This window comes from Streptomyces sp. NPDC024698 (genome assembly GCF_055559015.1).
In genome coordinates, this window is record NZ_JBVHLK010000003.1 from 281,951 (window position 1) to 307,406 (window position 25,456).

At 70.8% G+C, this 25,456-nt stretch carries 22 protein-coding genes; 13 read left to right on the forward strand and 9 right to left on the reverse strand.

Annotated elements, in window-relative coordinates:
- Positions 1–177: 177 nt before the first annotated feature.
- The 4 genes from ACZ4AA_RS09095 to ACZ4AA_RS09110 all read right to left on the reverse strand — a co-directional run bounded on the left by ACZ4AA_RS09095 (position 178) and on the right by ACZ4AA_RS09110 (position 5,732).
- Positions 178–1,158: an SMP-30/gluconolactonase/LRE family protein gene (locus ACZ4AA_RS09095; RefSeq protein WP_467597865.1), complete on the reverse strand. Its 981-nt coding sequence runs from the start codon at positions 1,156–1,158 to the stop codon at positions 178–180.
- Positions 1,159–1,162: 4 nt separating this feature from the next.
- Complete coding sequence (locus tag ACZ4AA_RS09100) at positions 1,163–1,450, reverse strand: ArsR/SmtB family transcription factor (protein ID WP_467597868.1); 288 nt, start codon at positions 1,448–1,450, stop codon at positions 1,163–1,165.
- Between the two features lie 146 nt (positions 1,451–1,596).
- Complete coding sequence (locus ACZ4AA_RS09105; protein ID WP_467597871.1) at positions 1,597–3,156, reverse strand: glycoside hydrolase family 53 protein; 1,560 nt, start codon at positions 3,154–3,156, stop codon at positions 1,597–1,599.
- 554 nt (positions 3,157–3,710) lie between these two features.
- Positions 3,711–5,732 carry a beta-galactosidase gene (locus ACZ4AA_RS09110; protein ID WP_467597874.1) on the reverse strand — a complete coding sequence of 674 codons (2,022 nt, stop codon included), beginning with the start codon at positions 5,730–5,732 and terminating at the stop codon, positions 3,711–3,713.
- 310 nt (positions 5,733–6,042) lie between these two features.
- Here ACZ4AA_RS09110 and ACZ4AA_RS09115 point away from each other — a divergent pair, with 310 nt between their 5' ends.
- The 6 genes from ACZ4AA_RS09115 (at position 6,043) to ACZ4AA_RS09140 (ending at position 11,214) form a co-directional block, all read left to right on the forward strand.
- Positions 6,043–7,365 (forward strand): ABC transporter substrate-binding protein, encoded by a 1,323-nt coding sequence (locus ACZ4AA_RS09115; protein ID WP_467597877.1) that lies wholly within the window; start codon positions 6,043–6,045, stop codon positions 7,363–7,365.
- Positions 7,362–8,285: a carbohydrate ABC transporter permease gene (locus tag ACZ4AA_RS09120; RefSeq protein ID WP_467597880.1), complete on the forward strand. Its 924-nt coding sequence runs from the start codon at positions 7,362–7,364 to the stop codon at positions 8,283–8,285. Before ACZ4AA_RS09115 ends, ACZ4AA_RS09120 begins: the two co-directional genes overlap by 4 nt.
- Complete coding sequence (locus ACZ4AA_RS09125; RefSeq protein ID WP_467597883.1) at positions 8,282–9,187, forward strand: carbohydrate ABC transporter permease; 906 nt, start codon at positions 8,282–8,284, stop codon at positions 9,185–9,187. Before ACZ4AA_RS09120 ends, ACZ4AA_RS09125 begins: the two co-directional genes overlap by 4 nt.
- Positions 9,184–10,215: a LacI family DNA-binding transcriptional regulator gene (locus ACZ4AA_RS09130; protein WP_467597886.1), complete on the forward strand. Its 1,032-nt coding sequence runs from the start codon at positions 9,184–9,186 to the stop codon at positions 10,213–10,215. The genes ACZ4AA_RS09125 and ACZ4AA_RS09130 overlap by 4 nt, the downstream gene beginning before the upstream one ends.
- Positions 10,216–10,367: 152 nt before the next feature.
- Positions 10,368–10,718, forward strand: a complete 351-nt coding sequence (locus tag ACZ4AA_RS09135; RefSeq protein ID WP_467597889.1) for a VOC family protein — start codon at positions 10,368–10,370, stop codon at positions 10,716–10,718.
- Between the two features lie 103 nt (positions 10,719–10,821).
- A complete protein-coding gene (locus ACZ4AA_RS09140; protein WP_467597892.1) occupies positions 10,822–11,214 on the forward strand; it encodes a MarR family winged helix-turn-helix transcriptional regulator in 393 nt (130 codons plus the stop codon).
- 97 nt (positions 11,215–11,311) lie between these two features.
- Here the strand turns inward: ACZ4AA_RS09140 and ACZ4AA_RS09145 are convergent, their stop codons facing one another.
- A complete protein-coding gene (locus ACZ4AA_RS09145) occupies positions 11,312–11,725 on the reverse strand; it encodes an SseB family protein (RefSeq protein ID WP_467597895.1) in 414 nt (137 codons plus the stop codon).
- Positions 11,726–11,936: 211 nt separating this feature from the next.
- Positions 11,937–14,906, reverse strand: a complete 2,970-nt coding sequence (locus ACZ4AA_RS09150) for a carbohydrate binding domain-containing protein (RefSeq protein WP_467597897.1) — start codon at positions 14,904–14,906, stop codon at positions 11,937–11,939.
- A gap of 294 nt (positions 14,907–15,200) precedes the next feature.
- Between ACZ4AA_RS09150 and ACZ4AA_RS09155 the strand changes: the two genes are divergently transcribed.
- Together ACZ4AA_RS09155 and ACZ4AA_RS09160 are read left to right on the forward strand one after the other, a co-directional pair.
- Positions 15,201–16,220, forward strand: coding sequence for a permease (locus ACZ4AA_RS09155; protein WP_467597900.1), 1,020 nt, complete (start codon positions 15,201–15,203; stop codon positions 16,218–16,220).
- Positions 16,217–17,017, forward strand: a complete 801-nt coding sequence (locus ACZ4AA_RS09160) for a TIGR03943 family putative permease subunit (protein WP_467597903.1) — start codon at positions 16,217–16,219, stop codon at positions 17,015–17,017. Before ACZ4AA_RS09155 ends, ACZ4AA_RS09160 begins: the two co-directional genes overlap by 4 nt.
- A gap of 85 nt (positions 17,018–17,102) precedes the next feature.
- Here the strand turns inward: ACZ4AA_RS09160 and ACZ4AA_RS09165 are convergent, their stop codons facing one another.
- On the reverse strand, positions 17,103–17,891 hold the full coding sequence (locus ACZ4AA_RS09165; protein ID WP_467597905.1) for a TetR/AcrR family transcriptional regulator: 789 nt from the start codon (positions 17,889–17,891) through the stop codon (positions 17,103–17,105).
- Between the two features lie 268 nt (positions 17,892–18,159).
- Between ACZ4AA_RS09165 and ACZ4AA_RS09170 the strand changes: the two genes are divergently transcribed.
- Complete coding sequence (locus ACZ4AA_RS09170) at positions 18,160–19,872, forward strand: MFS transporter (RefSeq protein WP_467597908.1); 1,713 nt, start codon at positions 18,160–18,162, stop codon at positions 19,870–19,872.
- 407 nt (positions 19,873–20,279) lie between these two features.
- A complete protein-coding gene (locus tag ACZ4AA_RS09175) occupies positions 20,280–21,392 on the forward strand; it encodes an aminotransferase class V-fold PLP-dependent enzyme (protein ID WP_467597911.1) in 1,113 nt (370 codons plus the stop codon).
- A gap of 41 nt (positions 21,393–21,433) precedes the next feature.
- Here ACZ4AA_RS09175 and ACZ4AA_RS09180 read toward each other — a convergent pair whose 3' ends face one another.
- Entirely contained in the window at positions 21,434–22,351 is a 918-nt protein-coding gene (locus tag ACZ4AA_RS09180; protein ID WP_467597914.1) for a LysR family transcriptional regulator, read from the reverse strand.
- A 213-nt stretch (positions 22,352–22,564) separates the two neighbouring features.
- Between ACZ4AA_RS09180 and ACZ4AA_RS09185 the strand changes: the two genes are divergently transcribed.
- Together ACZ4AA_RS09185 and ACZ4AA_RS09190 are read left to right on the forward strand one after the other, a co-directional pair.
- On the forward strand, positions 22,565–22,675 hold the full coding sequence (locus ACZ4AA_RS09185) for a tautomerase family protein (protein ID WP_467597918.1): 111 nt from the start codon (positions 22,565–22,567) through the stop codon (positions 22,673–22,675).
- Between the two features lie 126 nt (positions 22,676–22,801).
- Entirely contained in the window at positions 22,802–23,170 is a 369-nt protein-coding gene (locus ACZ4AA_RS09190; protein WP_467597922.1) for a VOC family protein, read from the forward strand.
- A gap of 125 nt (positions 23,171–23,295) precedes the next feature.
- Here ACZ4AA_RS09190 and ACZ4AA_RS09195 read toward each other — a convergent pair whose 3' ends face one another.
- A complete protein-coding gene (locus ACZ4AA_RS09195; protein WP_467597925.1) occupies positions 23,296–24,204 on the reverse strand; it encodes a helix-turn-helix transcriptional regulator in 909 nt (302 codons plus the stop codon).
- Between the two features lie 216 nt (positions 24,205–24,420).
- Between ACZ4AA_RS09195 and ACZ4AA_RS09200 the strand changes: the two genes are divergently transcribed.
- Positions 24,421–25,398 carry an aldo/keto reductase gene (locus ACZ4AA_RS09200; RefSeq protein ID WP_467597928.1) on the forward strand — a complete coding sequence of 326 codons (978 nt, stop codon included), beginning with the start codon at positions 24,421–24,423 and terminating at the stop codon, positions 25,396–25,398.
- The last annotated feature ends 58 nt before the right edge of the window (positions 25,399–25,456 follow it).

The following is a 25,456-nucleotide window of genomic DNA, read 5'->3' on the forward strand; positions in this document are numbered from 1 at the left end:
GCGGTTCGGGTACGGCGGGCCCCACCGCCGTGCCGCGCTGCAAGATCGCGGCTGGTGAACAGGGTAACGCCGGGGGCGCGGGCCACGCACACCCGGTACCGTGCGCGAGGCCCCGGCCGCCGGGACCTGTCGGTCCAGGGCCGCCGGCGTCCTCGATCACGATCGGGCGGACAGCTCCTAGCCGGTGGCACCGGGAAGATCGCAGACCGCCAGGCCCCGTTCCCAGATGCTTCCGAGGATCAGCCGGCCCTCGGACTCACAGGCGCTGGTCACCATCCGGAAGCGCGCGCGGCGGCTCTCCAGGTGGTGCACGATCGTGCCGTCGTCGTCGACCGCGAGGACACCCGTGGTGCCCGGCGGCCGGAACGGCGCCCGTACGGCGACGCGGGCCGCGGCGCGACGGACGGCCGGGCCCCGCCGGTGCAGGAGTTCCAGGGCGCCGACGCGGGGGCCCGCGAGGGCCACCCAGATCGGACCGTCGGGGGCGCGCCAGAGGTTGTCCGGCTGACCGGGGAGGTCGTCGACGAAGGTCTCGGACCGGCCCGCCCGCGGCCCGGTGAGCCAGTGGCGGACGAGCCGGAAGGCGCCGGTCTCCGCGAGGACGAGGAAGGACTCGTCGGCCGAGGCGGCGAGGCCGTTGGCGAACTGAAGCCCTTCCAGGAGGACTTCGGGTTCCTTGTCCCCGGGTGCGAGGCGCAGCAGACAGCCAGAGCCGGTGTGCTCGACCAGATCGCCGATCCACTGCTTCAGGGGGTAACTCCGGCTGGAGACGGTGAAGTAGACGGTGCCGTCCGAGAGGGCGACCACATTGCTGGCGAAGCGCAGCGGCGCACCGGCGACCTGGTCGGCGAGAACGCGGACGACGCCGTCGTCGAGACCGACCCTCAGCAGTCCGCGTTCGGCGTCGCACACCAACAGGGCGTTGTCCGGAAGGAGTTCGAGGCCCAGTGGCCTGCCGCCCGTCTCGGCCACGACGCGGACGCCGGTGCGGTCGGGGTCGCCGGGAGCCTCGACTCGTACGATGCGGCCGTCCTCCAGACCGGTCAGCACCCCGCCCCGGCCATCGGCTATGACGTCCTCGGGACCGCGGCCGCCGAGCGGTATCGTGCGCCGGGGCGCAAGGGGTGTGGCCTTCGCCGTGCCGGACCCGTCTCCCACGCGCCTACCAGCCCTTCTCGAAGTAGTGGCCCACTTCGGCGATACGGTACTCGTCGCGGCGGTAGTAGGTCCGCCGCCCCACCTTCTTGGCCCGCAGCACTCCGACCGCGGTGAGAAGGTCGAGGTGGGTGCGGGCCACGGTCCGGCTGACCCCGAGTTTTCCGGCGAGGGCCTCGGGGCTGACACCGTCCTCGGCGAGGTCGGCGCCGCGCCGCGGCGGGAAGTGCGCCGCGGGCTCGCGCAACCATTCCAGGATGTCCAGTCGTTGCCCGCTGAAGGACCCCTTCAGCATGTCGTCCCCCTCCGTTCGTGACGGTCTCCCGCCACTGTCCCGCAGCCGGAGGCGGCACGCACGGCCTTCCCGCGACCCTGGCCGGAGCCGGACGGCGGCGCGGGGGTACGGGGCCCGGCCGCACCGGCGGCCGGACCCCTTCACGTTCAGCGGTGACTGAACAGGGACATGGCCGGAAGCGCCTTGTCGTCGAAGCCGAACAGGGCCTGGTTCTCCCATCCGTTGCCCGAGGAGGGATCGGCCGGGTCCCAGCCGTTGCCGGTCACGGCCGTCCAGGTGGCCTCCCAGTAGAAGACACCGAGACCGCGGCCGCTCGGCACGGCCTCCACGATGTTCATCACGTCCCGCAGCCAGTTGGACTGCCCGGTGGTGGTGGCCGGGTAGCCGGAGACCAGTTCGGCGGTCGTGTCGATCTGGTTGACGAGCGCGTCGTCGCTGTCCAGACGGAAGGGGTAGGCCGTCTCGGCGACGAAGACCGGCTTGCCGTAGCGGGAGGCGGCGTCGTCGAGCGTGGTCTGGAAGTCGTACAGCGAGCCGTGCCAGTAGCCGTAGTAGGACAGCCCGATGGCGTCGAACTTCACGCCGTCGGCGAGAGCGGTGTCGAACCACCAGCGGGTGCCGGTGAGATCGCCGCCCTTGGCGAGGTGCAGCGCCACGACGGTGGAGGAGCTGACCGCCTTGGCCGCGTCGTAGCCCGAGTTCAGCAGTCCGGCGAGCTGCGCGAAGTTGTCCGTTGAGCCCTCGGACCAGAGCATGCCGCCGTTGATCTCGTTGCCGATCTGCACCATGTCGGCCGTGGTGCCCTGTGCCTTGAGGGCGTTCAGGACGTCGTACGTGTGGTTGTAGACGTCCGTCCTGAGCCGGCTGTACGAATGTCCGGCCCAGGCGGCCGGCTTGGTCTGGGTGCCGGGGTCGGCCCAGGTGTCGGAGTAGTGGAAGTCGACCAGGAGCTTCATGCCCTGCGCCTTGATGCGCTTGGCCATGGCGAGGACGCGGGCCTTGTTGTTGTAGCCGTCGGCCGGATCGACCCAGACCTTGAGGCGCGCGTAGTTCATCCCGGCGGACCTGAGGATGGCGAGTGCGTCACCGGCGGTGCCGGAACTGGTCCGGTAGACACCGCCGTAGGCCTCGCTCTTGGCGAGGGAGGAGATGTCGGAGCCCTTGACGGACAGCCCTGCGGTGCCGGACGTGAAGGTCAGGTCGTCGACGTTGATCCAGTTTCCGGCGTTGGCGTCGGAGTAGACGCTGACCGTGCACTGGCTGTTCGTGACGGCCACGGGCACGACCAGGTGGATCCAGCCGCTGGTGGACACCGGAAGGTCGGTGCGCTGCTCGGTGCCGCCGCAGTTCTTGAGGGCGAGGTAGGCGGAGTTCTGCCCGCCGCCCGAGCGCACCCACGCGGTGAGCCTGTAGTTCCCGTTGGTCAGTCCGGTGAGGGTCTGGTAGGTCTCCACCTTGTAGGCCGAGGCGGAGTAGTGGCTGAGGCGGTAACTCCCGCCGTGGCCACCGGATTCGACGTACGAGGCGCCGGTGGTGCCGGACTCCGACCAGCCGCCGGGCACTGCGGCGCCGGTCCCGTCGGCCTCGAATCCGGCGTTGGTCAGGGTGCTCGCCGCCTGTGCCGTCTGCGCGGGGAGGGCGACCAGGGCGAGCCCGGCCGCGAGCGGTAGCAGCAGGGCTCTGAGTGTGCGTCTGGGATGGAACATCATCGTCCGTCGTCCCTTCGACGTGGTGGGGAGAGGAGCCCCGGGGATCCGTGGTGGGTCCGAGATGGATCCGGGGGCGAGCCCCTCCACCCGCGGCTTCATGGCTCGCACGGGCGGAGGGGAGATCGGATGGCCGCCGAGTGTCCTGACCCGGGCGACGGTTGAAGCGAACGGCGGGACCGTGCGGCCCTGCCGGTGGGGGATCTCCGGGAGGTGCGCCGGATGACTCGGGTGCGCTGGACGGCCGCCGAGGCTGGGAGGCGCACCGGGGGCGGGCGGTCGGGGGCTGCCCGGTCGGGCGGCGGTTCAGGGGGCCGGTCGGGTGGCCGGGGGGCGGGGCCTGAGAGGCGGGGCCGGAGAGGCGGGAAGGGGGCCGGAAGCCGAGGCCCGGGGAGCCGGTCGACCCCCTTGCCCCAAGCCCTGGTTGAACCGGGTCCCGTACCACCCGTACAGCGGAGGCCGGTTGATCCCGACCCGCCCCAGGGAGCCCTGACCCCACTCCACCCCGTCGCCCACCGACCACCCGACACCCACCGCTCAAGGCCCACGGCCTGTCACGCGTCGAGGCGTACCACGCGCACCCCGCCCGCCGGGACCGCCAGCCGGCCCGCGGCGCGTTCGCCCGTGAGGAGCTCGGTGCCGTGCGCGTCCAGCGGCACCTTGGCGTCGGACGAGGTGTGGTTGATCGCGAACACGTAGGTGCCCGACTCGCCGGTGCGCCGCACCACTTCGACATCGCGGGGCAGGTCCGTGCGCGGGGCGACGCGCGCGTCGTCGGCGGCACGGCCGATCAGCGCGTCCAGCCCCTCGGCCCCGAGGCGCGTGGACACGTACCAGGCCGAGCCCGCGCCGATCCGGTGCCGGGTGACCGCCGGGTGCCCGGCGACGAGCCCGTCGGCGTACGTCCAGACGGTCTCGGCACCGCGCGGCACCACGAACTCGGTCCAGACGTCTCCGGTCAGTTCGGAGCCCTCCGGCCCGGTGATCCGGACGCGCTCCCCCCGGAGCAGGGGCGAGAACTCCTCGACGGTCAGGCCGAGTACGTCCCGCAGGGCGCCGGGATGGGGACCCTCGTGGACGGCGTCGTGCTCGTCGACGATGCCGGAGAAGTAGGAGACGAGGAGCGTGCCGCCGCGTTCCACGTACTCCTTGAGGTTGTTCCCCGCGGCCTCGGTCATCAGATACAGGGCGGGTACGACGACAAGGGGATAGGCCGACAAGTCGGCTTCCGGGTGGGCGAAGTCGACGGTGAGGTGACGGTCGTAGAGGGCCTCGTAGAAGGCGTCGGCGCGCTCGCGGGCGTCGTGGTCCTCGCTCGGGCGCCACTGGAGGCTCTGTGCCCACCAGGAGTGCCAGTCCCACAGCACGGCCACGTCGGCGACGGTCCGCGCACCCTTGACGGAGGCCAACGAGTCCACGGCCGCGCCGAGTTCGACGACCTCGCGCCACACGCGGGAGTCGGTGCCGGCGTGCGGCAGCATCGAGGAGTGGAACTTCTCCGCGCCGCCGCGGGACTGCCGCCACTGGAAGAACATGGCCCCTTCGGAGCCGCGGGCCACGTGGGAGAGGGAGTTGCGGGCCATCTGGCCGGGCGCCTTGGCGGGATTGCGGGGCTGCCAGTTGACGCCCGAGGTGGAGTGTTCGAGGAGCAGCCAGGGCGCGCCGCTCGCGACCGAGCGGGTGAGGTCGGCGGCCATCGCGAGGTTCACCTGGGTGCGGCGGCCGTCGGTCATCAGGTAGTGGTCGTTGGTGACGAGGTCGACCTCGCGCCCCCAGGCCCAGTAGTCGACCGAGTCGCACTGGCTGAGGGCCGTCATGAAGTTGGTGGTGACGGGGACGCCGGGCGCGAGGCGGTGGAGGATGTCGCGTTCGGCCACGAAGTTCTCGCGCATGGTGGCGTCGGCGAACCGCTTGTAGTCCAGCGCCTGGGCCGGGTTGCCGACGGTGGGGGTCACGCGCGGTGGGTCGATCTGGTCGAAGCCGGTGTACCGCTGGCCCCAGAAGGCCGTCCCCCAGGCCTCGTTGAGCTCCTCGACCGTCCCGTACGCACCGGCCAGCCAGCGGCGGAAGTGGGCCGCGCAGGAGTCGCAGTAGCAGGCGGAGACCGGGACGCCGTACTCGTTGTGGACGTGCCACAGCGCGAGGGCCGGGTGGCTCGCGTACCGCGTGGCGAGGCGGGTCGTGATGGAGGCAGCGGCGGCGCGGTAGTGGGTGTTGCTGTGGCAGATGGCGCCGCGTGAGCCGAAGGCGTAGCGGGTGCCGTCGGCGGCCACGGGGAGCGCTTCGGGGTGTTCGCGGTAGAACCAGGCGGGCGGTGCGACGGTCGGGGTGCCCAGGTCCGCGCGTATGCCGTTCTCGTGCAGCAGGTCGAGGACACGGTCGAGCCGGCCGAACTCGTAGGCGCCCCGGGCCGGTTCGGTCAGGGCCCAGGAGAAGATCCCGACGCTCACCATCGTGACGCCCGCTTCGCGCATCAGCCGGACGTCCTCGGGCCAGACGCTCTCCGGCCACTGCTCGGGGTTGTAGTCCCCACCGAAGGCGAGCCCGGTGAGGCCCTTGGGGTTGGTCTCCGGCATGGATCTCTCCCATGTAATCGATCATTTGGGAACGTGCACACACAACGCCAGCGGCGCGAGCCCAACATAACCGCACAGCAACAACCATTGACAAGTGTCCGGGATGTTTCTCTACTGTGAACGCTCACAGACGCACCGCACATGATCCGAAGGGGTGCTCAGGTGTCGGCGGGCGGCGTACGAAGCGCCCGAAGACCGGGCGCACGACCGCGGTCCCGGCACCGGCCGGCGCACCCCCGAAGACGCACCACACCAGAACAGGGCAGGCCTCCGCAGCAGGCGGGGGCCCCAGGTCAGGGGAGAACGTTCCATGCCCATCACGAAGCACCACCGCCTCGTGGCCAGCACCATCGCCGTCGTCCTCGGCGCCACCTCGCTCGCCGCCTGCGGCTCGTCCGACGACGACAAGAGCGCCTCCAAGTCCGGACCCGCGACACTGACGTTCTGGACCTGGGCGCCGGGCATGGACAAGGTCGTCGACCTCTGGAACAAGGGGCCGGGCAAGAAGCAGCAGATCACCGTCGAGGTGAAGAAGCAGGCCTCGGGCGACTCGCTCATCACCAAGATCCTCACCGCGCACAAGGCGAAGAAGGCACCGGACCTCGTCCAGGCCGAGTACCAGGCCCTTCCGACGCTGGTCAGCAATGACGTGCTCGCCGACATAGCCGCGGAGTCGAAGCAGGCCAGGACCAAGTTCGCCGACGGTGTCTGGCAGCAGACGACCCTGGGGACGGACTCGGTCTACGCGATCCCGCAGGACATCGGCCCGATGATGTTCTACTACCGCGCGGACCTGTTCAAGAAGTACGGCCTCACGGTCCCCACCACCTGGGAGCAGTTCGCCGACACCGCCCGCGCGCTGAAGAAGAAGGCGCCGGACAAGGCGCTGACCACCTTCTCCGCCAACGACTCCGGACTCTTCGCCGGTCTGGCGCAGCAGGCGGGCGCCAAGTGGTGGACCGCCTCCGGCGACAAGTGGACGGTCGGCATCGACGACGCGGCCACTCAGAAGGTCGCCGACTTCTGGGGCGGTCTGGTCAAGGAGGGCGCGATCGACAACCAGCCGATGTACCAGCCCGCTTGGAACAAGGCGCTGAACACCGGCAAGGAGATCGCCTGGGTCAGCGCGGTGTGGGCGCCCGGAACCCTGACCACGGCGGCCCCGCAGACCAAGGGCAAGTGGGCGATGGCCCCGCTGCCGCAGTGGTCGGCGGGAGAGAACGTCACCGGCAGCTGGGGCGGCTCCTCGACGGCCGTCACCACCGACTCCCCGCACAAGGCGGCCGCCGCGACGTTCGCCGCCTGGCTGAACACGGACCCGCAGGCGGTGGCCGCGCTGGCGAAGGAGAGCGGCATCTACCCGGCCGCCACCAGCGCGCAGACCAGTGACGCGTTCGCCCAGCCGCCGGCCTTCTTCTCCAACCAGCCGGACTTCTACACCAAGGCCTCGGAGATCGCGAAGACCACCGCGCCCTCCGCCTGGGGCCCGAACGTGAACGTGGCCTACACGTCCTTCAACGACGCCTTCGGCGCCGCCGCCAAGAACAAGTCGGACTTCGGTGCCGCCCTGAAGACCATGCAGGACACCACCGTCGCCGACCTGAAGAAGCAGGGCTTCGGGGTCGCTCAGTGACCAGCGCACGCCGGAGGCCGTACGGGGTCAAGGGGGCCCCGTACGGTTTCCTCCTCCCCGCGACGATCCTCTTCGTCCTCTTCTTCGCGCTGCCCATCGCCTACGCGGTCTGGCTGAGTCTGCACAAGGTCCAGGTCAGGGGCCTGGGCTTCGGCGCCGGCGCCCGCAGCGAGGTGTGGGCGGGGCTTCGGAACTACACCGACGCGCTGACCGACAGCGAACTGGTCCACGGCGCGCTGCGCGTGGCCGGATACGGCGCCATCGTGGTGCCGGTGATGCTCGGTCTCGCGCTGCTCTTCGCGCTCATGCTCGACGCGGAGAAGGTGCGTCTGGCCCCGTTCACCCGGCTCGCGATCTTCCTGCCGTACGCCATCCCGGGTGTCGTGGCCGCCCTGCTCTGGGGCTTTCTGTACCTCCCGGACGTCAGCCCCTTCTACTTCGTCCTCCAGAAGTTCGGTCTGCCGCAGCCGAACCTGCTGGACGGAGGTCCGCTGTACCTCGCGCTGTCGAACATCGCGGTCTGGGGCGGCACCGGCTTCAACATGATCGTCATCTACACCTCGCTCCAGGCCATCCCGGCCGAGGTGCTCGAAGCGGCGAAGCTGGACGGGGCCACCCCGCTCCAGACCGCCCTGCGGATCAAGATCCCGATGGTGGCGCCCTCCCTGGTGCTCACCTTCTTCTTCTCGATCATCGCCACGCTCCAGGTGTTCAGCGAGCCGACCACCCTCAAGCCCCTCACCAACTCCGTCTCCACGACCTGGAGTCCGCTGATGAAGGTCTACCGGGACGCGTTCAACACCGGTGACATCTACGCGGCCGCCGCCGAGGCCGTGATCATCGCCGTGGCCACCCTGGTCCTGTCCTTCGGGTTCCTGCGTGCCGCGAACTCCCGTACCAAGCAGGAGGAAGCACGATGAGTTCTCTTGCCCTGCGCAAGGCCGCCCCCGCCGCGGGCACCACCCCCGGCACCGCCCAGGGACCGCCCCTGCGCGGCAGGATCGCCCTGGTCCCGACCCTCACCCTGCTGCTCGGCGCGCTCTACTGTCTGCTGCCCGTCGCCTGGGTGGTGATCGCGGCCACCAAGTCGGGCCGTGAGCTGTTCTCCACCTTCACGTTCCTGCCGGGCACCGGGTTCACCCAGAACATCAGGGAACTCGCCGCCTACCGCGACGGCATCTACTTCACGTGGATGGGCAACTCCGCGCTCTACGCGGGTCTGGGCGCCCTGCTGTCGACGGCCGTATCGGCGGTCAGCGGCTACGCCCTGGCCGTCTACCGCTTCCGGGGGCGCGAGACCATCTTCAGCGTCCTCATGGCGGGGGTGCTGATGCCGCCGGTGATCCTCGCGATCCCGCAGTACCTGCTCCTCGCCAAGGCGGACCTCACGGATTCGTACGCCTCCGTGCTGCTCCCGCTCGTCCTGTCCCCGTACGGCGTCTACCTCGCCCGGATCTACGCCGCCGCGGCCGTCCCCGCCGACGTCGTCGAGGCCGGCCGGATGGACGGCGCCGGCGAGTGGCGGATCTTCACCCGGGTCGCCCTGCCCATGATGGTGCCCGGTCTGGTGACGGTGTTCCTGTTCCAGTTCGTCGCCGTCTGGAACAACTTCCTGCTTCCCTACATCATGCTCAGCGACGACGAGAAGTTCCCGATCACGCTCGGCCTGTTCACCCTCCTCGAACAGGGCTCCAACACTCCGGCCCTGTACACCCTGGTCATCACCGGCGCCCTGCTCGCGATCGTCCCGCTGATCGCGCTGTTCCTGGTCATCCAGCGCTTCTGGAGCCTCGACCTGCTGTCCGGAGCCGTAAAGTCATGACCATGAGCAACCCGGGGGGCCGGCGCAAGCCGCCGACGATCCACGATGTCGCGCGTGAGGCGGGTGTCTCGCGGGGCACCGTCTCGCGCGTGCTCAACGGTGGGCACTACGTCAGCCCCTCCTCGGCGGAGGCGGTCAACGCCGCCATCCGCAGGACGGGCTATGTCGTGAACCGGCACGCCCGTTCGCTGATCACCGGGCGGTCCGACTCGGTCGGCTTCCTGCTGACAGAGCCGCAGGAGCGGTTCTTCGAGGACCCGAACTTCAACGTCCTGCTGCGCGGCTGCACCCAGGCGCTCGCCGCGCACGACGTCCCGCTGCTGCTGATGCTCGCCGGCACCCAGGACGAACGGCGGCGCATCACGCGGTACATCACGGCCGGCCATGTCGACGGGGTGCTGCTGGTCTCCAGCCACTCCGGCGATCCGGTCGCCGAGGAGCTGCGCGAGGCGGGCGTTCCCCTCGTCGCGTGCGGCAAGCCCATCGGCCTCGGTTCCAAGGTGAGTTACGTGGCCGCCGACGACCGCGACGGCGCCCGGGACATGGTCACGCATCTGCTTTCGCTCGGGCGGCGCCGGATCGGCATGGTCACCGGTCCGCTGGACACCCCCGGCGGTGTCGAGCGTCTGGCGGGCTACCGGGAGGTCCTCGCCGAGGCGGGCGTCGAGGCCGACGACCGTCTCGTCGCCTCCGGCGACTACAGCCGCGCCAGCGGTGAGGCGGGCGCCGAACAGCTCCTCGGCCGCGCCCCGGACATGGACGCGGTGTTCGTGGCCTCGGACCTGATGGCCCAGGGCGTGCTGACCGCGCTGCGCAAGGCGGGCCGCCGGGTCCCCGAGGACGTCGCGGTCGGCGGCTTCGACGACTCCCCCGCCGCCACGGCCGCCACCCCCGCGCTCACCACCATCCGCCAGCCCTGGGACCGCATCAGCTCCGAGATGGTCCGGGTCCTCCTGGCCCAGATCGGCGGCGAGGACCCGGCGGCGGTGATCCTGCCGACGGAACTGGTGCGCCGCGAGTCCACCTGAGGACCGCGGCGGAGCGCACCGGGGCGGGACGGCAGTGGTCAGGATTCGAGAAGCCGGACCCGGCTCCCCCGGCTTAGCGTGAGGGAGCCGTCGGAACACCTGCGGCACGAAGGCCAGGCCGCGAGGGCCCCGCATACCGCAATGGAGTCGAGATGACCGCCGGAGTCAAGACCATCATCTACCCCGTCAAGGACATCGCGAAGGCGAAGGCCCTGTTCACCCGGCTGCTCGGGGTCGAGCCCTATGTGGACGAGCCGTACTACGTCGGTTTCAAGGACGCGGGCCAGGACATCGGCCTGGACCCGAACGGGCACGCCAAGGGGCTGACCGGACCGGTCCCCTTCTGGCACGTCGACGACATCGAGGCGACGCTGGCGGCCCTGATCGGCGAGGGCGCCGAGGTGCTCCAGGAGCTCCAGGACGTGGGCAACGGCCGGCAGGTGGCGTCGGTGAAGGACGCGGAGGGCAACCAGTACGGGCTCATCCAGGACCCCACCCCCTGACCGAGGGGCCCGGCCGGGCACCCGCCGGGCGGCACGCGCCACTGGATGCAGGCGCACTAATTGCACACTCAACTAGTGGCCGGATCTCTGTTACCGTTCAGTTATGGCAACGACGACGCCCGGTTCCCGGCTGGAGGACCAGTGGCGGGACATCCTCTCGGTGCACGCGCGCACCATGTGCGAGATCGACCGCGTGCTGCATCCGCACGGCCTGGGAGCCAGTGACTTCGAGGTCCTGGACATCCTCGTCGCGGAGACCGTCACCGAGGCCGGTGAGCACTGCCGGGTGCAGAACATCGCCGGCCGCGTCCATCTGAGTCAGAGCGCGCTGTCCCGGCTCATCGGCCGGCTGGAGAAGGACGGTCTGGTGGAACGCACCGTCTGCCAGGAGGACCGCCGTGGAGTGTGGGTCGCGCTGACCCCGAAGGGCCGAGAGCTGCACGCCGAGGTGCTCCCCCTCCAGCGCTCCGTCCTCGCCCGCATGCTGACCCGCTGATCGTCGCGGTCCTCCCGCGCCCGCGGCCGCGGGCGTCCCGCACGGGCACCGGCCACGGCACGGTCCTCCCGCCCGCGTCGGGCGGCCGGCGGTCCTGTCACCGCACCAGCAGCGTGCGTACGCCCTCGGAGGTGAGGGTCAGGCCGTGCGGTGAGGCGGCGTCGATGATGAGGTCCAGCTCACCCGAGGGCCACTGGGAGGCGAGCGCCGAGAGCGGCACGAGACGGTAGCGGGAGACGGAGGGGAGGAGCTCGGCCAGCTCCTGTTCCGAGGTGAACACCGGAACCACCTGTCCGCCATCCGGATCGTCCAGGACGGGCAGTGCCACGGCGTGCGGATCGGCGATCTCCGTGTCCGAGGCGTCGTCCGGCACGGGCACCAGCACGTCGCTGCCGGCGAGGGTGTCCAGGGCGTCGCTGTCCTCGGTGTTCACGACGAGGGTGTCCAGGGCCTCCTGGGCGGGCGTCGCGGCGGATGCGGTCGGGTGGTTGTTGTTCAAGGGCGTGTCCATGGCAGATCCCCTGGTCGTGGTCGTCGGGCGGCCACCCGGGGCCGGTCCGGCTCCCGGGTGCGTCGACGGTCGCGTACCCAACGCTCAGCACGCCATTCATCCTGGCTCCGCCCCGGGCACGGCGGCGGTCGCGAGGTCCCCCGCCCGGACGTGGGGCGCCCTGGCGGGAGCGCGGCGACCGCCGCTCGTGTGCCGGTCGGACGGCCGCCGGCTACTTCAGGTAGGGCCCGTCGGTGCCGATCTTGCCGGGACCGTTCAGCACGTAGACCCGAAGGTTTCCCTTCCCGGGCGCGGCCACGGACAGGGTGCCGTCCGAGACGGTCTTCACGTCACCGGTGACGGCGTCCGTGTAGGTCCCGTTCGGGATGCCGGTGAACGTCGCGCCGCCCGTCACCGTGACCAGGGCGAAGCTGTCGGTCGATCCGCTGGTGTAGCGGCGCTTGAACGCCATCGAACCGGTGATGCCGTCCGTGGAGTACTGGCCGGCCTGGAGGGCCGGGATCGCCCGGCGGATCTGATTGAGCCGCTGGAGGTGCTTGACCAGCGGCTGGGCGAGGGTGGTCGCGACCTCGCCGCTCGCGGAGTCGGCCTTGCCGAAGCCGGAGGCGGTGACGCTGCCCGCGAGGTGGTCGCCGTAGTAGGCGCGCCCCGTGGTCGCCAGCGGGCAGGTCGGCCCGCAGTCGATCTGCTTGCCCGCCTGGAACTCGATCTCCGATCCGTAGTAGAGGGTGGGGATGCCGCGGAAGGTCCACATCAGCGACATGTTCTCGGCCCAGGCGTCGGTGCCGCCGCTGTAGCGGGTGCTCGACTTGTTCGGACCGTAGTCGTGGCTGTCGACGTACACGACGTTGTACGTGGCGTCGTTGACGGAGTCGTCGGAGTCCTTGCCGTTGCTGTAGGCGTTCTGCGCGTCACCGAAGTTCATGTGCATGCGCATGTCGATGATGTTCATGCCGGAGAACTGGCTGCGGTCCGGGGTGTGGTAGCTGTTGCCGCTCAGGAAGGCGTTGGTGGAGGTGGGCTGGTTGCCGGTGCCGAGCTGCTCCTCGTAGGTGTACTGCTCGATGGCGGCGGTCTCGTCGTCGGCGCTGTACTCCTTGCGTTCCTTCCAGGTGTAGAACTGCGCGGAGTGGTTCACCGAGCCGCGGTTCCACTTGTCGTTGACGAAGGCGCCGACCTCGCCGAAGACGAAGAAGTTCTTCGCGGCGTCCGTGCCGAAGCGCTGGGTGACCCGGTCGTAGATGGCGGGCAGGAAGCGGCGGTTCCAGGTGACGCGCGGGATGTGGACGGCCGTGTCGAGGCGGAATCCGTCGACGCCCATGTCGATGTACTTGTCGTACGCGCCGATCAGATAGTTCTGGACGGTGGCGTTCTCGGTGTCGAAGTCGGCCAGGTCCTCGTGCAGCCAGCACGAACGCGAGTCCTCGCCCTCCCAGTTGCCGATCCAGCACTGGTGGTAGTAGGCCTTGGGGAACATCCCTGAAGTGGGGCTCGGCCACTGGCAGTTGTACACGGTGTAGCCCTCGGCGCTCTTGCCCCCGGTGGGCTTGCCCCAGTTGAGGCAGGTGTTGCCGGAGGGCTCCGCGGTCGACCACAGGTCGCCGTTGTAGTAGGACTTCCCGGACTTGGGTTCGACGGTCAGGCCGTCGTACTCGAAGCCGTCGTTCTTCTCGTCGTAGTACCAGCTCCACTGGGAGTCGCGCACGCCGTAGACGGTCGGGGTGAACAGGCCCTTGGCGCCCCAGCGGGAACTGTGGTTGTAGACGACGTCCTGGTAGATCTTCATGCCCTTGGCGTGGGCCGCGTTGATCAGGTCCTGGTAGGAGGCGCCGGCCGACTCCAGGCGCGGGTCGACCTTGTAGAAGTCGTAGCCGTGATAGCCGTGGTAGTCGTAGTCGGAGCGGTTGAGGACGACCGGGGTGATCCAGACGGCCGAGAACCCGAGCGCCTTGATGTAGTCGAGCTTGTCGACGAGTCCCTTGAAGTCGCCGCGGAACATGGGGTCGTTGTTGGCCGCGTTGCCCGACTTCACGTCCTGGCTGCCGCCGCGATTGTTGGAGCTGTCGCCGTCGTAGAAGCGGGCCGTGAGGACGAAGTAGATGGGGTCCTTGCGCGGGTCGGTGCCCAGCGGTGTCCCGGCAGCCGGTGCGGGGGCCTTCTCCCCGGTGGTGACGGTGACCGCGGCGGAAGCGGGCGAGGTGTTCCCGGCCGCGTCGACGGCCTTCACCGTATACGTGTAGTCGGTCTTCTCCTCAAGTCCCGTGTCGGAGTACACCGTCGAGCCGACGTCGGTGACGACCGCTCCCTTGGTGCCGCCCGTGCGCGTGAGCTGATACTTCGTCACGGCCGTGTCGTCGGTGGCGGGTTCCCAGCTCACCACCACCGAGGTGTTCGTGGCGGCGGCCTTCACTCCGGCGGGTGTGGTGGGCGCCTGGGTGTCCGGGGCCTGGGCCGCGCAGGGGTCCTTGGCGTCGGCGGTGACGGTCCGGTCCTTCACCGTCGTGGTGCCGGACGGGACGGCGTAGTCGGCGCTGTTGTTGTTGTCCCAGACGCCGTTGCCATTGTTGAACGCCGCCTTGAGCGAGGTGGCCGTTCCGATGTCGAGGGTCTTCTTCCACCATCCCGTGCAGGCGGCCTCCATGCCGACGCCGGGGACCGTGGTCCAGGAGCCGCCCGTGGGCGCGTAGTGGATGTTGGCGGTGGTCCAGCCGGAGGTGGCGGTCGAGTAGTACACGGTGGCCTGGTTGCCGCTGCCGGTACCGGTGCCGGCGCAGGGGTCGCTGTGGGCGATCACGCCGTCCTTGACGGTGATGGTGCCGGTGCCCAGCGCGTAGTTGCTGCCGCCGTTGTTGTCCCAGGTGCCGCTTCCGTTGTTGAAGGTGGCCTGGAGGCCGGTGGCCGAGCCGAGGTCGACGGTCTTCTTCACCCAGTCCGTGCAGGCCGCCTCCATCGGGACGCCGGGCACGGTGGTCCAGGAGCCGCCGTCCCGGGCGTAGTGCAGATACGTGGAAGGCCAGTTCTTGGTCTTCGTGTAGTAGAAGACGGTCGCCGTCGTGGAGGTGGCGGCCGTGCTCCGAAAGGGGACGGACTCCCCCTGGGGCGGCGTCAGTCCGAACAGTCCGGTCACCGCCAGGAGCGCCACCAGCGCTCTCAGCGGCGGGCGTCGACGTCTGCGGTTCATGGGGCGGCTCCGATGCGGGTGCGGGGAGGGGGAGTTGCCTTGCAAGAAGAACCGGCAAATTCCAGAAAGCACTTGCAGCCCGGGAAGCTACAGGTTCATGACATCGATGTGAAGAGATGTGACAACGGCCGCCACGGCCGTCGCACAAGGCGCCCCAGGTTCGGTGAAGGTCAAGAAAGGCCCCGGTGCGGGCAATCCCTCCGACGCCCGGTGAGAAGCTGTGGCCGAACCGGCGTATGCAAGGCGGAAGGGCATCCGCAGCCACGCCCTTCCCCGACCGGAGGTACCTCTCGCGTGACCATCACCAAGGAAGCCCCGCCGCCGGTCCACCGGCAGGACGAGGAGGACCGGCGGGGCCGGCGGGGCTGGACCTTCGACTCCCCGCTCGTCCTGACCATGGTCCTGCTGCTGGTCGTCGCGGCCCAGGGACCGATCCGCGGAGCGCTGTCCGCACCGGTGATGCAGAGCTGGATGACCGTGTTCGTCGCGGTGGTGGTCCAGGCACTGCCCTTCCTCGTGCTCGGCGTCCTGCTGTCCGCGGTCATCGCGGTGTTCGTCCCGCCGACGTTCTTCGCCCGCGCGCTGCCGAAGCGGCCGTCGCTCGCGGTGCCGGTCGCCGGGATGGCCGGAGCGATCCTGCCCGGCTGCGAGTGCGCCTCCGTACCGGTCGCCGGCGCGCTGGTGCGCCGCGGTGTCACCCCGGCCGCCGCCCTCGCGTTCCTGCTCTCCGCCCCGGCGATCAACCCGATCGTGCTCACCGCCACCGCCGTCGCCTTCCCCCGCGACCCGGAGATGGTGGTGGCCCGCTTCGTGGCCAGCCTTCTCGTGGCCTGCGCGATGGGCTGGCTGTGGCAGCGGCTCGGCCGCACCGACTGGCTGCGCCCGCCGGCCCGCCCCGAGCACGAAGGCCTCGGCAAGGGGGCCGCGTTCTGGTCCTCGGTGCGGCACGACGTGATGCACGCCGGCGGGTTCCTGGTGCTCGGCGCGATGGCCGCCGCCACGCTCAAGGCCGTCGTCCCGGCGAGCTGGCTGCACGCCGCGGCCGGAAATCCGGTGGTGTCCGTCCTGGCCCTCGCGATCCTCGCCGTCCTGCTGTCGATCTGCTCCGAGGCCGACGCGTTCGTGGTCGCCTCCCTGACCCAGTTCTCCCTCACCGCCCGGCTGGCGTTCCTCGTCGTCGGCCCGATGATCGACCTGAAGCTCTTCGCCATGCAGGTCGGCACGTTCGGCCGCGGCTTCGCGGCACGGTTCGCGCCCACCACCTTCGCGCTCGCGATCCTCATGTCCGTACTGATAGGGACGGTGCTCCTGTGAACCGGCAGGCACAGGCGGCCGTGCTCTTCCTCGTCGGCGCGGCGGTGCTGCACGCGAGCGTCACGGACCTCTATCTGCGGTACGTCAAGGCCGGATTGCGCCCATTGCTGCTCGCGGCGGGTGTCGTCCTCATCGTCACGGCGCTCGCCACGGTCTGGTACGAGATACGCGACCACCGGAAGGCCGCCGCCGAACGGTCGGGCGACGAGGGCGAATCCGGGCACGGGCTCACGGGCGCGGACGGCCACGGTGAGAACCACGGGCACGGAGATGAGCAGGGGCACGGACACCGTGAGCCCCGGATCTCGTGGCTGCTGGTCCTCCCGCTGCTCGCGCTCATCCTGGTCGCCCCGCCGGCCCTCGGCTCGTACAGCGCGATGCGCGCCGGTACGGCGCTCCAGGCGCCCTTCGGCTACGCCGAGCTTCCCGCCGGCGATCCGGTCCCCCTCGGCCTGGTCGACTACGCGAGCAGGGCGGCGTACGACCACGGCCGTTCGATCGGCGGCCGGCAGGTCAAGGTCATCGGCTTCGTCGCGCTCGACCGCGCCGGTGCCCCGTATCTCGTCCGCATGGCCCTCAACTGCTGCGCCGCCGACGCCCAGCCGGTCAAGATCGGCCTGTCGGGGCGGATTCCGCCGGTGCTGCGGCCCGACACCTGGCTCGAAGTCACCGGCCGCTACACCGCCAGGCGCACGAAGGACCCGGTCAACGGCGGCGTGATCCCGTACCTCCGGGTCAGCACGGCGAAGCCGATCGCGACACCGCACGATCCGTACGACGAGAGCTGGAACAACTGAGGCGAGGACGGGCGGGGCGGGGCGGGTCCATGACGACCTGCCCCGGGCTCAGGCCTCGCGGTCCAGGCCAGGCCCCTCGGTCCGCTCAGGCCCCCTGGTCCCCCGCGGTCTCCCCGTCCGGGAGATAGCTCGCGAGGCCCCGCAGGATGATCTCCAGGCCGATGTCGAACCGCTCGTCGGAGGACTCCGTCACCATCGATCCGGACAGGGCCCGTAGATGCGGGAAGTCCTCCTCGGGCAGGGACGCGAAGTAGTTCTGCATGTCGTCGGCCATCTCACGCCAGTCGGGGCGGGCCAGGGAGCCGCCGCCGGACTGCTGGGCGGCCCGGTCCTGCCACATGCCCTCCTCCAGGACGAACCCGTCGATGTACGTGGAGATGAGGTCGCCGGCCTCCGCCGCGATGCGGTCGGGCAGCCCCGCGGTACGGAAGATCGCGAGCAACGCCTCGACGTACGGCAGCAGTTCGGCGGTGAAGGGGACGTGCGCCATGGAGATCCTGGCCATGTCACGATGGGACAGCAGCCGCCACCGCCAGGAGCGGGCGTACTCCCGCACCTGCTCCCGCCAACGCCTCGGGTCGGGCTCGGGCAGCGTGAAGCTCGCGAAGAGCCGGGTGTACATCAGCTCCAGAAGGTCGTCCTTGGAACGCACGTAGGCGTAGAGGGCGGAGACCGCGACCTCCAGTTCGGCGGCCACCTGACGCATCGACAGCTTGTCCAGACCGGACCGGTCCAGTACGACGAAGGCCGCCTCGACGATGCGCTCGCGCGACAGCGGCTCGCGCGCCGGGGCGACGCGGGAGCGGACGGGACGCTCGCGCTCCCAGGGGGACGGCGGGGGTGCTTCGGGGGTGCCGGCGGCCGCGTCGCTCATGACCACAGTCTAGGCGTCGGAGAGCAGTGTTCTCTCCTGGAGAGCGGCGTTCACCTCGCCTCAACGCGATATATCTTGTCTCTGTCGCGAGGTTGCGCTATATCTTAATGAACGCCGTTCTCTCGGTGAGCACTGTTCTGTTAGGGTGAACGGCGTTCTTGAGCTTCTCGGCCTGGGCGTCTCCCGTCCTGCGCGTCCCCCGTGCTTCTCTCTCGCCTTCCCCAGTGCGTTCTCGCGTGCTTCTCCCGTGACTTCCTAGGAGTTTCCGATGTCCACCACCGGTGTCGCGTCCGCCGAGACGCCCATCGACTCACCAGCGCCGTACCGGTGGCGCTGGGCTGCGCTGTTCGTGATCCTCGCGGCCGAGGTGATGGACCTCCTCGACGCCGTCGTCACGAACATCGCAGGACCCTCCATGCGCGCCGACCTCGGCGGCGGCGCCTCCACACTCCAGTGGCTCGCCGCCGCCTACACCCTCTCGATGGCCGTCGGGCTCGTCACCGGAGGACGGCTCGGGGACATCCACGGGCGCCGCACGATGTTCCTGATCGGAGCGGCCGGCTTCACCGTCGGCTCGCTGCTGTGCGCCGTGTCCGCGTCGCCCGGGATGCTGATCGGCGCGCGCGTCGTGCAGGGGCTGTTCGGCGCGGTGATGCTGCCGCAGGGCCTCGGCATGATCAAGGAGATGTTCCCGCCGAAGGAGTCGCAGAAGGCCTTCGGCATGTTCGGCCCGGTCATGGGTCTGTCCGCGGTGTGCGGACCGATCCTGGCGGGCTGGCTGGTGGACGCCGACTACTTCGGCACCGGCTGGCGCATGATCTTCCTGATCAACCTGCCGCTGGGTGCCGCGGCCATCCTCGGCGCCTTGCGCTACCTGCCCCGGAGCCGCTCCGACGCCAAGCCGCGCCTCGACATCCCCGGCATGATCCTGGTCTCCCTGGGCGCGCTGCTGATCATCTTCCCGCTCGTCCAGGGCCGTGAGTACGACTGGCCCGTGTGGACGTTCCTGATGATGGGTGCCTCGGTCGTCGTCTTCGTCGCCTTCGCCGTGTACGAGTCACGCCGCAGCAAGGCCGGACAGGACCCGCTGGTCGTCCCGAGCCTCTTCCGCAAGCGCGGCTTCAGCGGCGGCATGATCCTCGGGCTGGTCTTCTTCTCGACCATGCAGGGCTTCATGCTGGTCTTCAACCTCTACACCCAGATCGGCCTCGGCTACTCGCCGCTGAAGGCGGGCCTGGTGATGGTGCCCTGGTCGGGCGGCATGATCGTCGGCTTCGGTGTCGCCCAGGGCGTCGTCCGGTTCGGCCGGACCGTGCTCCAGGCCGGTGCGCTGGTCATGGCCGTCGGTGTCTTCGGCGTGTGGCTGACCCTCGACCAGGTGGGGTCCGGCGTCGGCCCCTGGCAGCTCCTGCCGTCGCTGCTCGTCACGGGCATCGGGATGGGCCTGCTCATGGCCCCGTTCTTCGACATCGTGCTCGCCAGCGTGGAGCAGCACGAGACGGGTTCGGCGTCCGGCACGATGACCGCGGTGCAGCAGCTCGGCGGCGCCTTCGGCGTGGCCATCCTCGGAACCGCCTTCTTCGGTCTGCTGGGCGGCGGGATCGGCACCGCCGTCGACCACCGTTCGGACCAGCTGCGCGGGCAGCTGACCGCCGCGCACGTGGCGCCCGACGCCCAGGACCGCATCGTGGCGGGCCTGCGCACCTGCACCGCCGACCGCGCCACCGCCAAGGATCCCGAGGCGACCCCGGCGTCCTGCGCCCGCCTGGAGAAGGAGACCCGCTCCGCCATGACCTCGCCCGAGGCCGCCGCGCGGATACCGGCCGCGCTCCAGGCCACCGCGACGTCGGCCTTCCGGAGCGGTTTCGGCTCCGTCATGCAGACCCTGCTCTGGATCGTCGACGGCATGCTGGCCCTGACGTTCCTGCTCGCGTTCCTGCTGCCGCGTCAGGCGCGGCCGGAGGAGTCCGCGGGGCACTGAGCGCGGGCTGCTGCTCGGTTCGCGCGCCCATCGCGCCACATCCGCAGCGACAGAGGTAGCGGTAGCGGTAGCGGTAGCGGTAGCGGTAGCGGCGACGACAGCGCCGGACGGGGACGGTCGGGCACCTTTCAGAGGGTGCCCGGCCGTCCCCGTCCCTGTGCGGGCGACACCCTGGGCGGACGCCGGGCGCACCCCGGGCCGCTCGTGGCGCAGCACAGCGCGTACCGTGCAGGCGGGTGAGAGGCGCCCGGCGCGACGGAAGCAGTGCCCCGCGTGCCCAGGTGCACCGCCCCGCGGCACCGCTCGCCGGGCGGCCCGCCGTCACCTCCGCCCACCCCGATGTCCCCGCCCCATCCCACTCCGTACCGCCCTGTTCCGCCCTGTTCCGCCCCGGAAGGACGAGCCCCGTGCTGACGTCGTACGCAGCCCATTTCGACACACCCGCCGGGTACCTCGACTTCGCACGGTTCGGTCCCCCGTCGCGGGACGTCGTGGCCGCCACGGCGCGCGCCATGGAGGCGTCCGCGCGCGCCGATCACACCACCGTGGACGGCCTGATGCGCGCGGAAGCGCTCGCACGGGACACGGCCGCGCGACTGGCGGGCACCGACAGCAGACACACCGTGCTGCTCCCCAACGCCTCCACCGGCCTGTTCCACGCGGCCCTCGGGATCCGGGCGGGCGTGGTCCTCACCCCGCGCACCGACTTCCCGGCCAACCACTATCCCTGGCGCCGCACCGCCGACCTGGGCCGGGCCACGCCCCGCTGGCTCGATCCGGTGCCCGGTGACGGGGTCACCCCGGACCTGGTCCGTGCCGCGCTGACCGAGGACGTCGTCGCGGTGTCCGTCAGCGCCGTGGACTTCCGCACCGGGTTCCGCACCGATCTGGCGGCCCTGCGCGAGGCGATCGGACCGGACCGGCTGCTGATCGTGGACGCGATCCAGGCGTTCGGTGTGGCCACGATGGACTGGGACGCGGCCGACGTGGTGGTGGCGGGCGGCCAGAAGTGGCTGCGCGCGGGCTGGGCGACCGGGTTCGCCGTACTGTCCGACCGTGCGCTGGACTCGCTGGAACCGGTCCTCACCGGCTGGACGGGGGTCGAGGACGTCGGTCTCTTCGACGGAGCCGAACACCCGCCCGCCGCGGACGCGCGGCGCTGGTCGATCACCAACCTCAGCCCGGTGACGGCAGCCGCGTTCGCCTCCGCGTTGGACCTGGTGGAGCGGCACACCGTCGCGGCGATCGAGGCAGCCGTCGCCGAGCGGATCGCCGAGCTCACCGAGACGGTGGAGAAGCACGGCGGCCGCGTCCTCTCCCCCACCGACCCGGCCCGCCGCGCCGGCATCCTGTCGTTCACGATGCCGGACCACGAGCCGGCCGTCGTCGCGAAGGCCCTGCACGCCGAGGGAGTCACCCCGACGGTACGCGCCGACTCCCTCCGCTTCTCCCCCCACGCGTCGACCCCACCGGAGACGTCCGAACGGGTGGCGGCGGCCCTGTCGTCACTGGGGAACTGAATCCGCGTCAGCCCACGGAACGCTCGGGCATGGCCCGGCTGTCAGTCGGCGAGGTCGGCGAGGTCGGCGGCCTGACGGCGGAGAGCGTGGAGCACGGCGTCCAGCGGTGGGACGGTGGGGCCGGGAAGCCGTACGAGGCTGACACGGCGCCGCTCCTCGGGCAGGTCGGCGACCGTGACGAGCCGGACCCCGGGTGGGGCCGCGGACCTCAGCGTCGCGGGGACCGTCGTGACACCGACCCCGGCCGCGACCAGATGCAACTTCGTCAGCCAGTCACGGCCGGCGTGGTGGACGCGGGGCCGGCCGGGAAGTCCCGGCCAGACGCCGAGCAACGGCTCGCCGGTGCCGGAAGGGCTGGCGATCCAGGTCTCGTGGGCGAGTTCCTCGGCCGTGGCGTCACTCCGGTCGGCGAAGCGGCCGTCCGCCGGCACGGCCAGGACCAGGTGGTCCTCCAGCAGCGGTTCGGTGTGGAAGGGCGGATCGTCGGTGTCGGGTGAGCGGTGCGGTGGCCGCGAGGACAGCAGGGCGAGGTCCAGGGTGCCGGCCCGCAGGGCCCTCACCAGGGACGGGGTGGTCCCCTCCCGAGTGGCGACCTGGACACGAGGATGCTCCCGGCGCAGGGTCGCCAGCGCCTGGGCCACCAGCACCGGTCCGGCAGCGGGGAAGTAGCCGAGCCGCACCCGCCCCGAGTCGTCCTCCGCGCCGCGCAGTTCGCGTTCGGCCGCGTTCAGCGCGTCCAGTGCGGTCACCGCGTGGCGGAGCAGGGCCCGGCCCGCCGGGGTCAGCCGTACGCCGCCCGGGAAACGGTCGAAGAGGCGGACGCCGAAAGCCTGTTCCAGGCCGGCCACCTGCCGGGAGACCGCCGACTGTGTGTAGCCCAGCGCCTGGGCCGCCGCCGTGAAGGTGCCCCGCTCGGCCACCTCGCGGAGCACCCGCAGGCCGACCGCCGTGACGTCCATGAGCGGAGAGCATATCCACCATGCACGACATTCGTTGGCCGCATGGCAGGGGCGCCCCTAGCGTGAACGGCACGGGCGAAGAACCCTCACCGGAGCGAAGCAACCGGAGCCGCTCGACCTGAAGTCGCCGATCGGGGCGCCCGGCGGCCTCTCCCTCCCTGACGGCACACCGCACCGATCCCGCAGACCGCACCGGAACGAGCCGAGGTCACCATGCCGCTGATCAACGTCCACCTGCGCCGGGGCACCACTCCGGAGTACCGCCGTGACGTCTCCTCCGCCCTGCACAAGGCGATCCCGACACCGGCTACGACGCCCGTATGACCCACGTCGGTCGCGCCGCGGAATGACGGACGTGCTCGATCATCGTCGGGCGGGACAGGTCCGCCGATGAGTTCACCGGTCCCGGGCGGTCTGTCCCATGACACGACCGTTCTCGACAGGAGTGCCATGTCCACGATCCAGCCAGTGATCCTTACTGCCGACCTCGACGCTCTGCTCGGCTTCTATACGGAACTGTTCGGCGCCGAGGAGGTCTTCCGGGTGCCGGCGGAGGGGCCGGTCTTCTACCTCGGCCTGCGCATCGGTGACACCGATCTGGGGCTGGTGGCCAAGGAGGACGCGGGGACCGGGGTGGGGCCGCGGATCCTGCTCAGCATCGCCGTCGACGACGTCGACGCGTCGCTCGGCCGGGTGGCGGCGCTGGGCGGCTCGGTCGGCGGCGGCCCCAACGACATGCCGTGGGGACAGCGCGTCGCCCACATCCAGGACCCGGACGGCAACGCGGTGAACCTCACCCAGCCGATCCCGTCCCGGTAACCCGGGCGGTGTCGAAAGGGGCTGTCCGGGGCGAGATGTCGTAGGTCGCGGACGGCCCCTCCCATCGGTGCGGGAACCACAGTCGGGGATGGGCGAAGGACGAGGCGACCATCGTGCGTGGTGGCCTACGCCTGCCGCTCGGGGGTCTCCGGCGTGGCCTCGGCACGTCCGGTGGGCCGGGGCGCGGTCATGTCGAGCAGGAGCAGCGCGTCGTGGTCGGGGCTGCCGGGTTCGGCCGTGTAGACGCCGATGCGCTGGCCCGGGGTGCCCTCGACGTGCAGTGACTGCGAGGTGAGGGTGACCGTTCCGACCTGCGGATGCTGGAAGATCTTCTGTGCGGGCTTGCGGCCGGTCACCTCGTAGCGTTCCCACAGTCCCGCGAAGTCCGGGCTCTTCAGAAGCAGTTCGCCGACGAGGTGGGTGAGGTCGGGGGCGTCCGGGGCGGTGCCCGCGACGGCGCGCAGCCGGGCGACGCAGCCGGTGATCTGGCGGTCCCAGTCCGGGAACAGGTCACGCGCGGCCGGGTGGAGGAAGAGGTAGCGGGCGAGGTTGCGGTGTCTGACCGGCCAGTCCTCCAGCCCCGCGTACAGGGCGAGGCCGCCGGGGTTCCAGGCCAGCATGTCCATGCTGCGGCTGATCACGTAGGCGGGGTTCGGGCGCAGCGACTCCAGCAGCAGCTTCAGGTGGGGACGCACGGTGCGGCTCGGGACCGGGGGCGGTTCGGGCGCGTAGCGGGCCGCGCGGGCGGCGAGTTCGCGCAGGTGCTGGTGTTCCTGGTCGTCCATGTGCAGGGCGCGGGCCAGGGAGTCCAGGACGGCGGGGCTGGGGCGGGTCTCCCTGCCGCGTTCCAGGCGTACGTAGTAGTCGATGCTGATGCCGGCGAGGGTGGCCAGCTCCTCGCGGCGCAGACCGGGGGTGCGGCGGATGCCTGCGCCGACGGTGAGGCCGACGTGTCCGGGGCTGGTCTGGTTGCGGCGGGCGCGCAGATAGCGGCCCAGCTCGGCGCCCTCGCTGTGCGCGCTCTCGGTTGCCATGACTCCAGTCTCACCCGCCGGGTACTCGCCGCGGGGACGGGAGAGGGGCCCTGTCGTTACCCCTGAAGAGCCCGCCCTGCCACACCCCGGCGATCCGGGCGAGAGTGAGTGAGGAAATCGCCGGACTCTCGCCTTCGCCCGGATTCCGACCGACACGACCTGTCGGGCCGGGCGACGGCGAGGGAGCGGGCAACACCATGATCGGAAGAGGGCGAGATGCGGTACATCAAGCTGCGTGACCTGGAAGTCTCCCGGATCGGCCTGGGCGCCATGGGCATGTCCCACGGTTACACCGGCTCGGGCACCGACGACGCGGAGTCGATCAGGACCGTGCACCGCGCGCTGGAGCTGGGCGTCACGCTCATCGACACCGCCGAGATCTACGGCCCCTACATCAACGAGGAGCTGCTGGGCCGGGCACTGAGGGGACACCGGGACAAGGTGGTCCTCGCCACCAAGTTCGGTCTGGTCTCCCACACGGGCGCCGGCGCCTGGAACCTGGACTCGAGCCCGGCCAACGTGCGCGCGGCCGTCGAGGGCTCCCTGAAGCGGCTGGGCACCGACCACATCGACCTGTACTACCAGCACCGGGTCGACCCGAACACACCGATCGAGGAGACCGCCGGGGCCGTCGGCGAGCTGATCGCCGAGGGCAAGGTCCGCGCCTTCGGACTCTCCGAGGCGGGCCCCGAGACCATCCGCCGCGCCCACGCCGTCCAGCCGGTCGCCGCCGTCCAGTCCGAGTACTCGCTGTGGACGCGCGGTATCGAGGAGCGGATCCTGCCCGTGCTGCGGGAGCTGAACATCGGCCTCGTACCGTTCTCCCCGCTCGGACGCGGCTTCCTGACCGGCACGGTCCGCTCCCCCGACCAGTTCGACGAGAACGACTTCCGCCGCGACAACCCGCGCTTCACGGGCGAGAACTTCCGGCACAATCTCGCGCTCGCCGACGAGGTCAAGACCCTGGCCGCCGAGGTCGACGCCACGCCCGCGCAGGTCGCGCTGGCCTGGCTGCTCGCCCAGGGCGACGACATCGCCCCGATCCCCGGCACCAAGCGCGTCAGCCGCGTCGAGGAGAACACCGCGGCCGACGCCGTCACGCTGACCGCCGCGCAGCTCGACACGCTCAGCGGCATGCCGCCCGCCGCCGGCGACACCCACACCGCGGCCCAGGCGCGGATGCTCGAACGCTGATCCCATCCGGGCTCGCCTCGGCTCTCGTGGGGCCTGCCCCGCCCCTCGTTCGGAGCAG

Excerpts from the sequence above, each read along its gene's own strand:
- ACZ4AA_RS09135 (WP_467597889.1), top strand. The coding sequence starts at position 10,368 with ATGACCGCCGGAGTCAAGACCATCATCTACCCCGTCAAGGACATCGCG.
- ACZ4AA_RS09110 (WP_467597874.1), bottom strand. The coding sequence starts at position 5,732 with ATGCCGGAGACCAACCCCAAGGGCCTCACCGGGCTCGCCTTCGGTGGG.
- ACZ4AA_RS09165 (WP_467597905.1), bottom strand. The coding sequence starts at position 17,891 with ATGAGCGACGCGGCCGCCGGCACCCCCGAAGCACCCCCGCCGTCCCCC.
- ACZ4AA_RS09150 (WP_467597897.1), bottom strand. The coding sequence starts at position 14,906 with ATGAACCGCAGACGTCGACGCCCGCCGCTGAGAGCGCTGGTGGCGCTC.
- ACZ4AA_RS09170 (WP_467597908.1), top strand. The coding sequence starts at position 18,160 with ATGTCCACCACCGGTGTCGCGTCCGCCGAGACGCCCATCGACTCACCA.
- ACZ4AA_RS09130 (WP_467597886.1), top strand. The coding sequence starts at position 9,184 with ATGACCATGAGCAACCCGGGGGGCCGGCGCAAGCCGCCGACGATCCAC.
- ACZ4AA_RS09195 (WP_467597925.1), bottom strand. The coding sequence starts at position 24,204 with ATGGCAACCGAGAGCGCGCACAGCGAGGGCGCCGAGCTGGGCCGCTAT.
- ACZ4AA_RS09125 (WP_467597883.1), top strand. The coding sequence starts at position 8,282 with ATGAGTTCTCTTGCCCTGCGCAAGGCCGCCCCCGCCGCGGGCACCACC.
- ACZ4AA_RS09190 (WP_467597922.1), top strand. The coding sequence starts at position 22,802 with ATGTCCACGATCCAGCCAGTGATCCTTACTGCCGACCTCGACGCTCTG.
- ACZ4AA_RS09140 (WP_467597892.1), top strand. The coding sequence starts at position 10,822 with ATGGCAACGACGACGCCCGGTTCCCGGCTGGAGGACCAGTGGCGGGAC.
- ACZ4AA_RS09185 (WP_467597918.1), top strand. The coding sequence starts at position 22,565 with ATGCCGCTGATCAACGTCCACCTGCGCCGGGGCACCACTCCGGAGTAC.
- ACZ4AA_RS09180 (WP_467597914.1), bottom strand. The coding sequence starts at position 22,351 with ATGGACGTCACGGCGGTCGGCCTGCGGGTGCTCCGCGAGGTGGCCGAG.
- ACZ4AA_RS09100 (WP_467597868.1), bottom strand. The coding sequence starts at position 1,450 with ATGCTGAAGGGGTCCTTCAGCGGGCAACGACTGGACATCCTGGAATGG.
- ACZ4AA_RS09115 (WP_467597877.1), top strand. The coding sequence starts at position 6,043 with ATGCCCATCACGAAGCACCACCGCCTCGTGGCCAGCACCATCGCCGTC.
- ACZ4AA_RS09145 (WP_467597895.1), bottom strand. The coding sequence starts at position 11,725 with ATGGACACGCCCTTGAACAACAACCACCCGACCGCATCCGCCGCGACG.
- ACZ4AA_RS09105 (WP_467597871.1), bottom strand. The coding sequence starts at position 3,156 with ATGTTCCATCCCAGACGCACACTCAGAGCCCTGCTGCTACCGCTCGCG.
- ACZ4AA_RS09200 (WP_467597928.1), top strand. The coding sequence starts at position 24,421 with ATGCGGTACATCAAGCTGCGTGACCTGGAAGTCTCCCGGATCGGCCTG.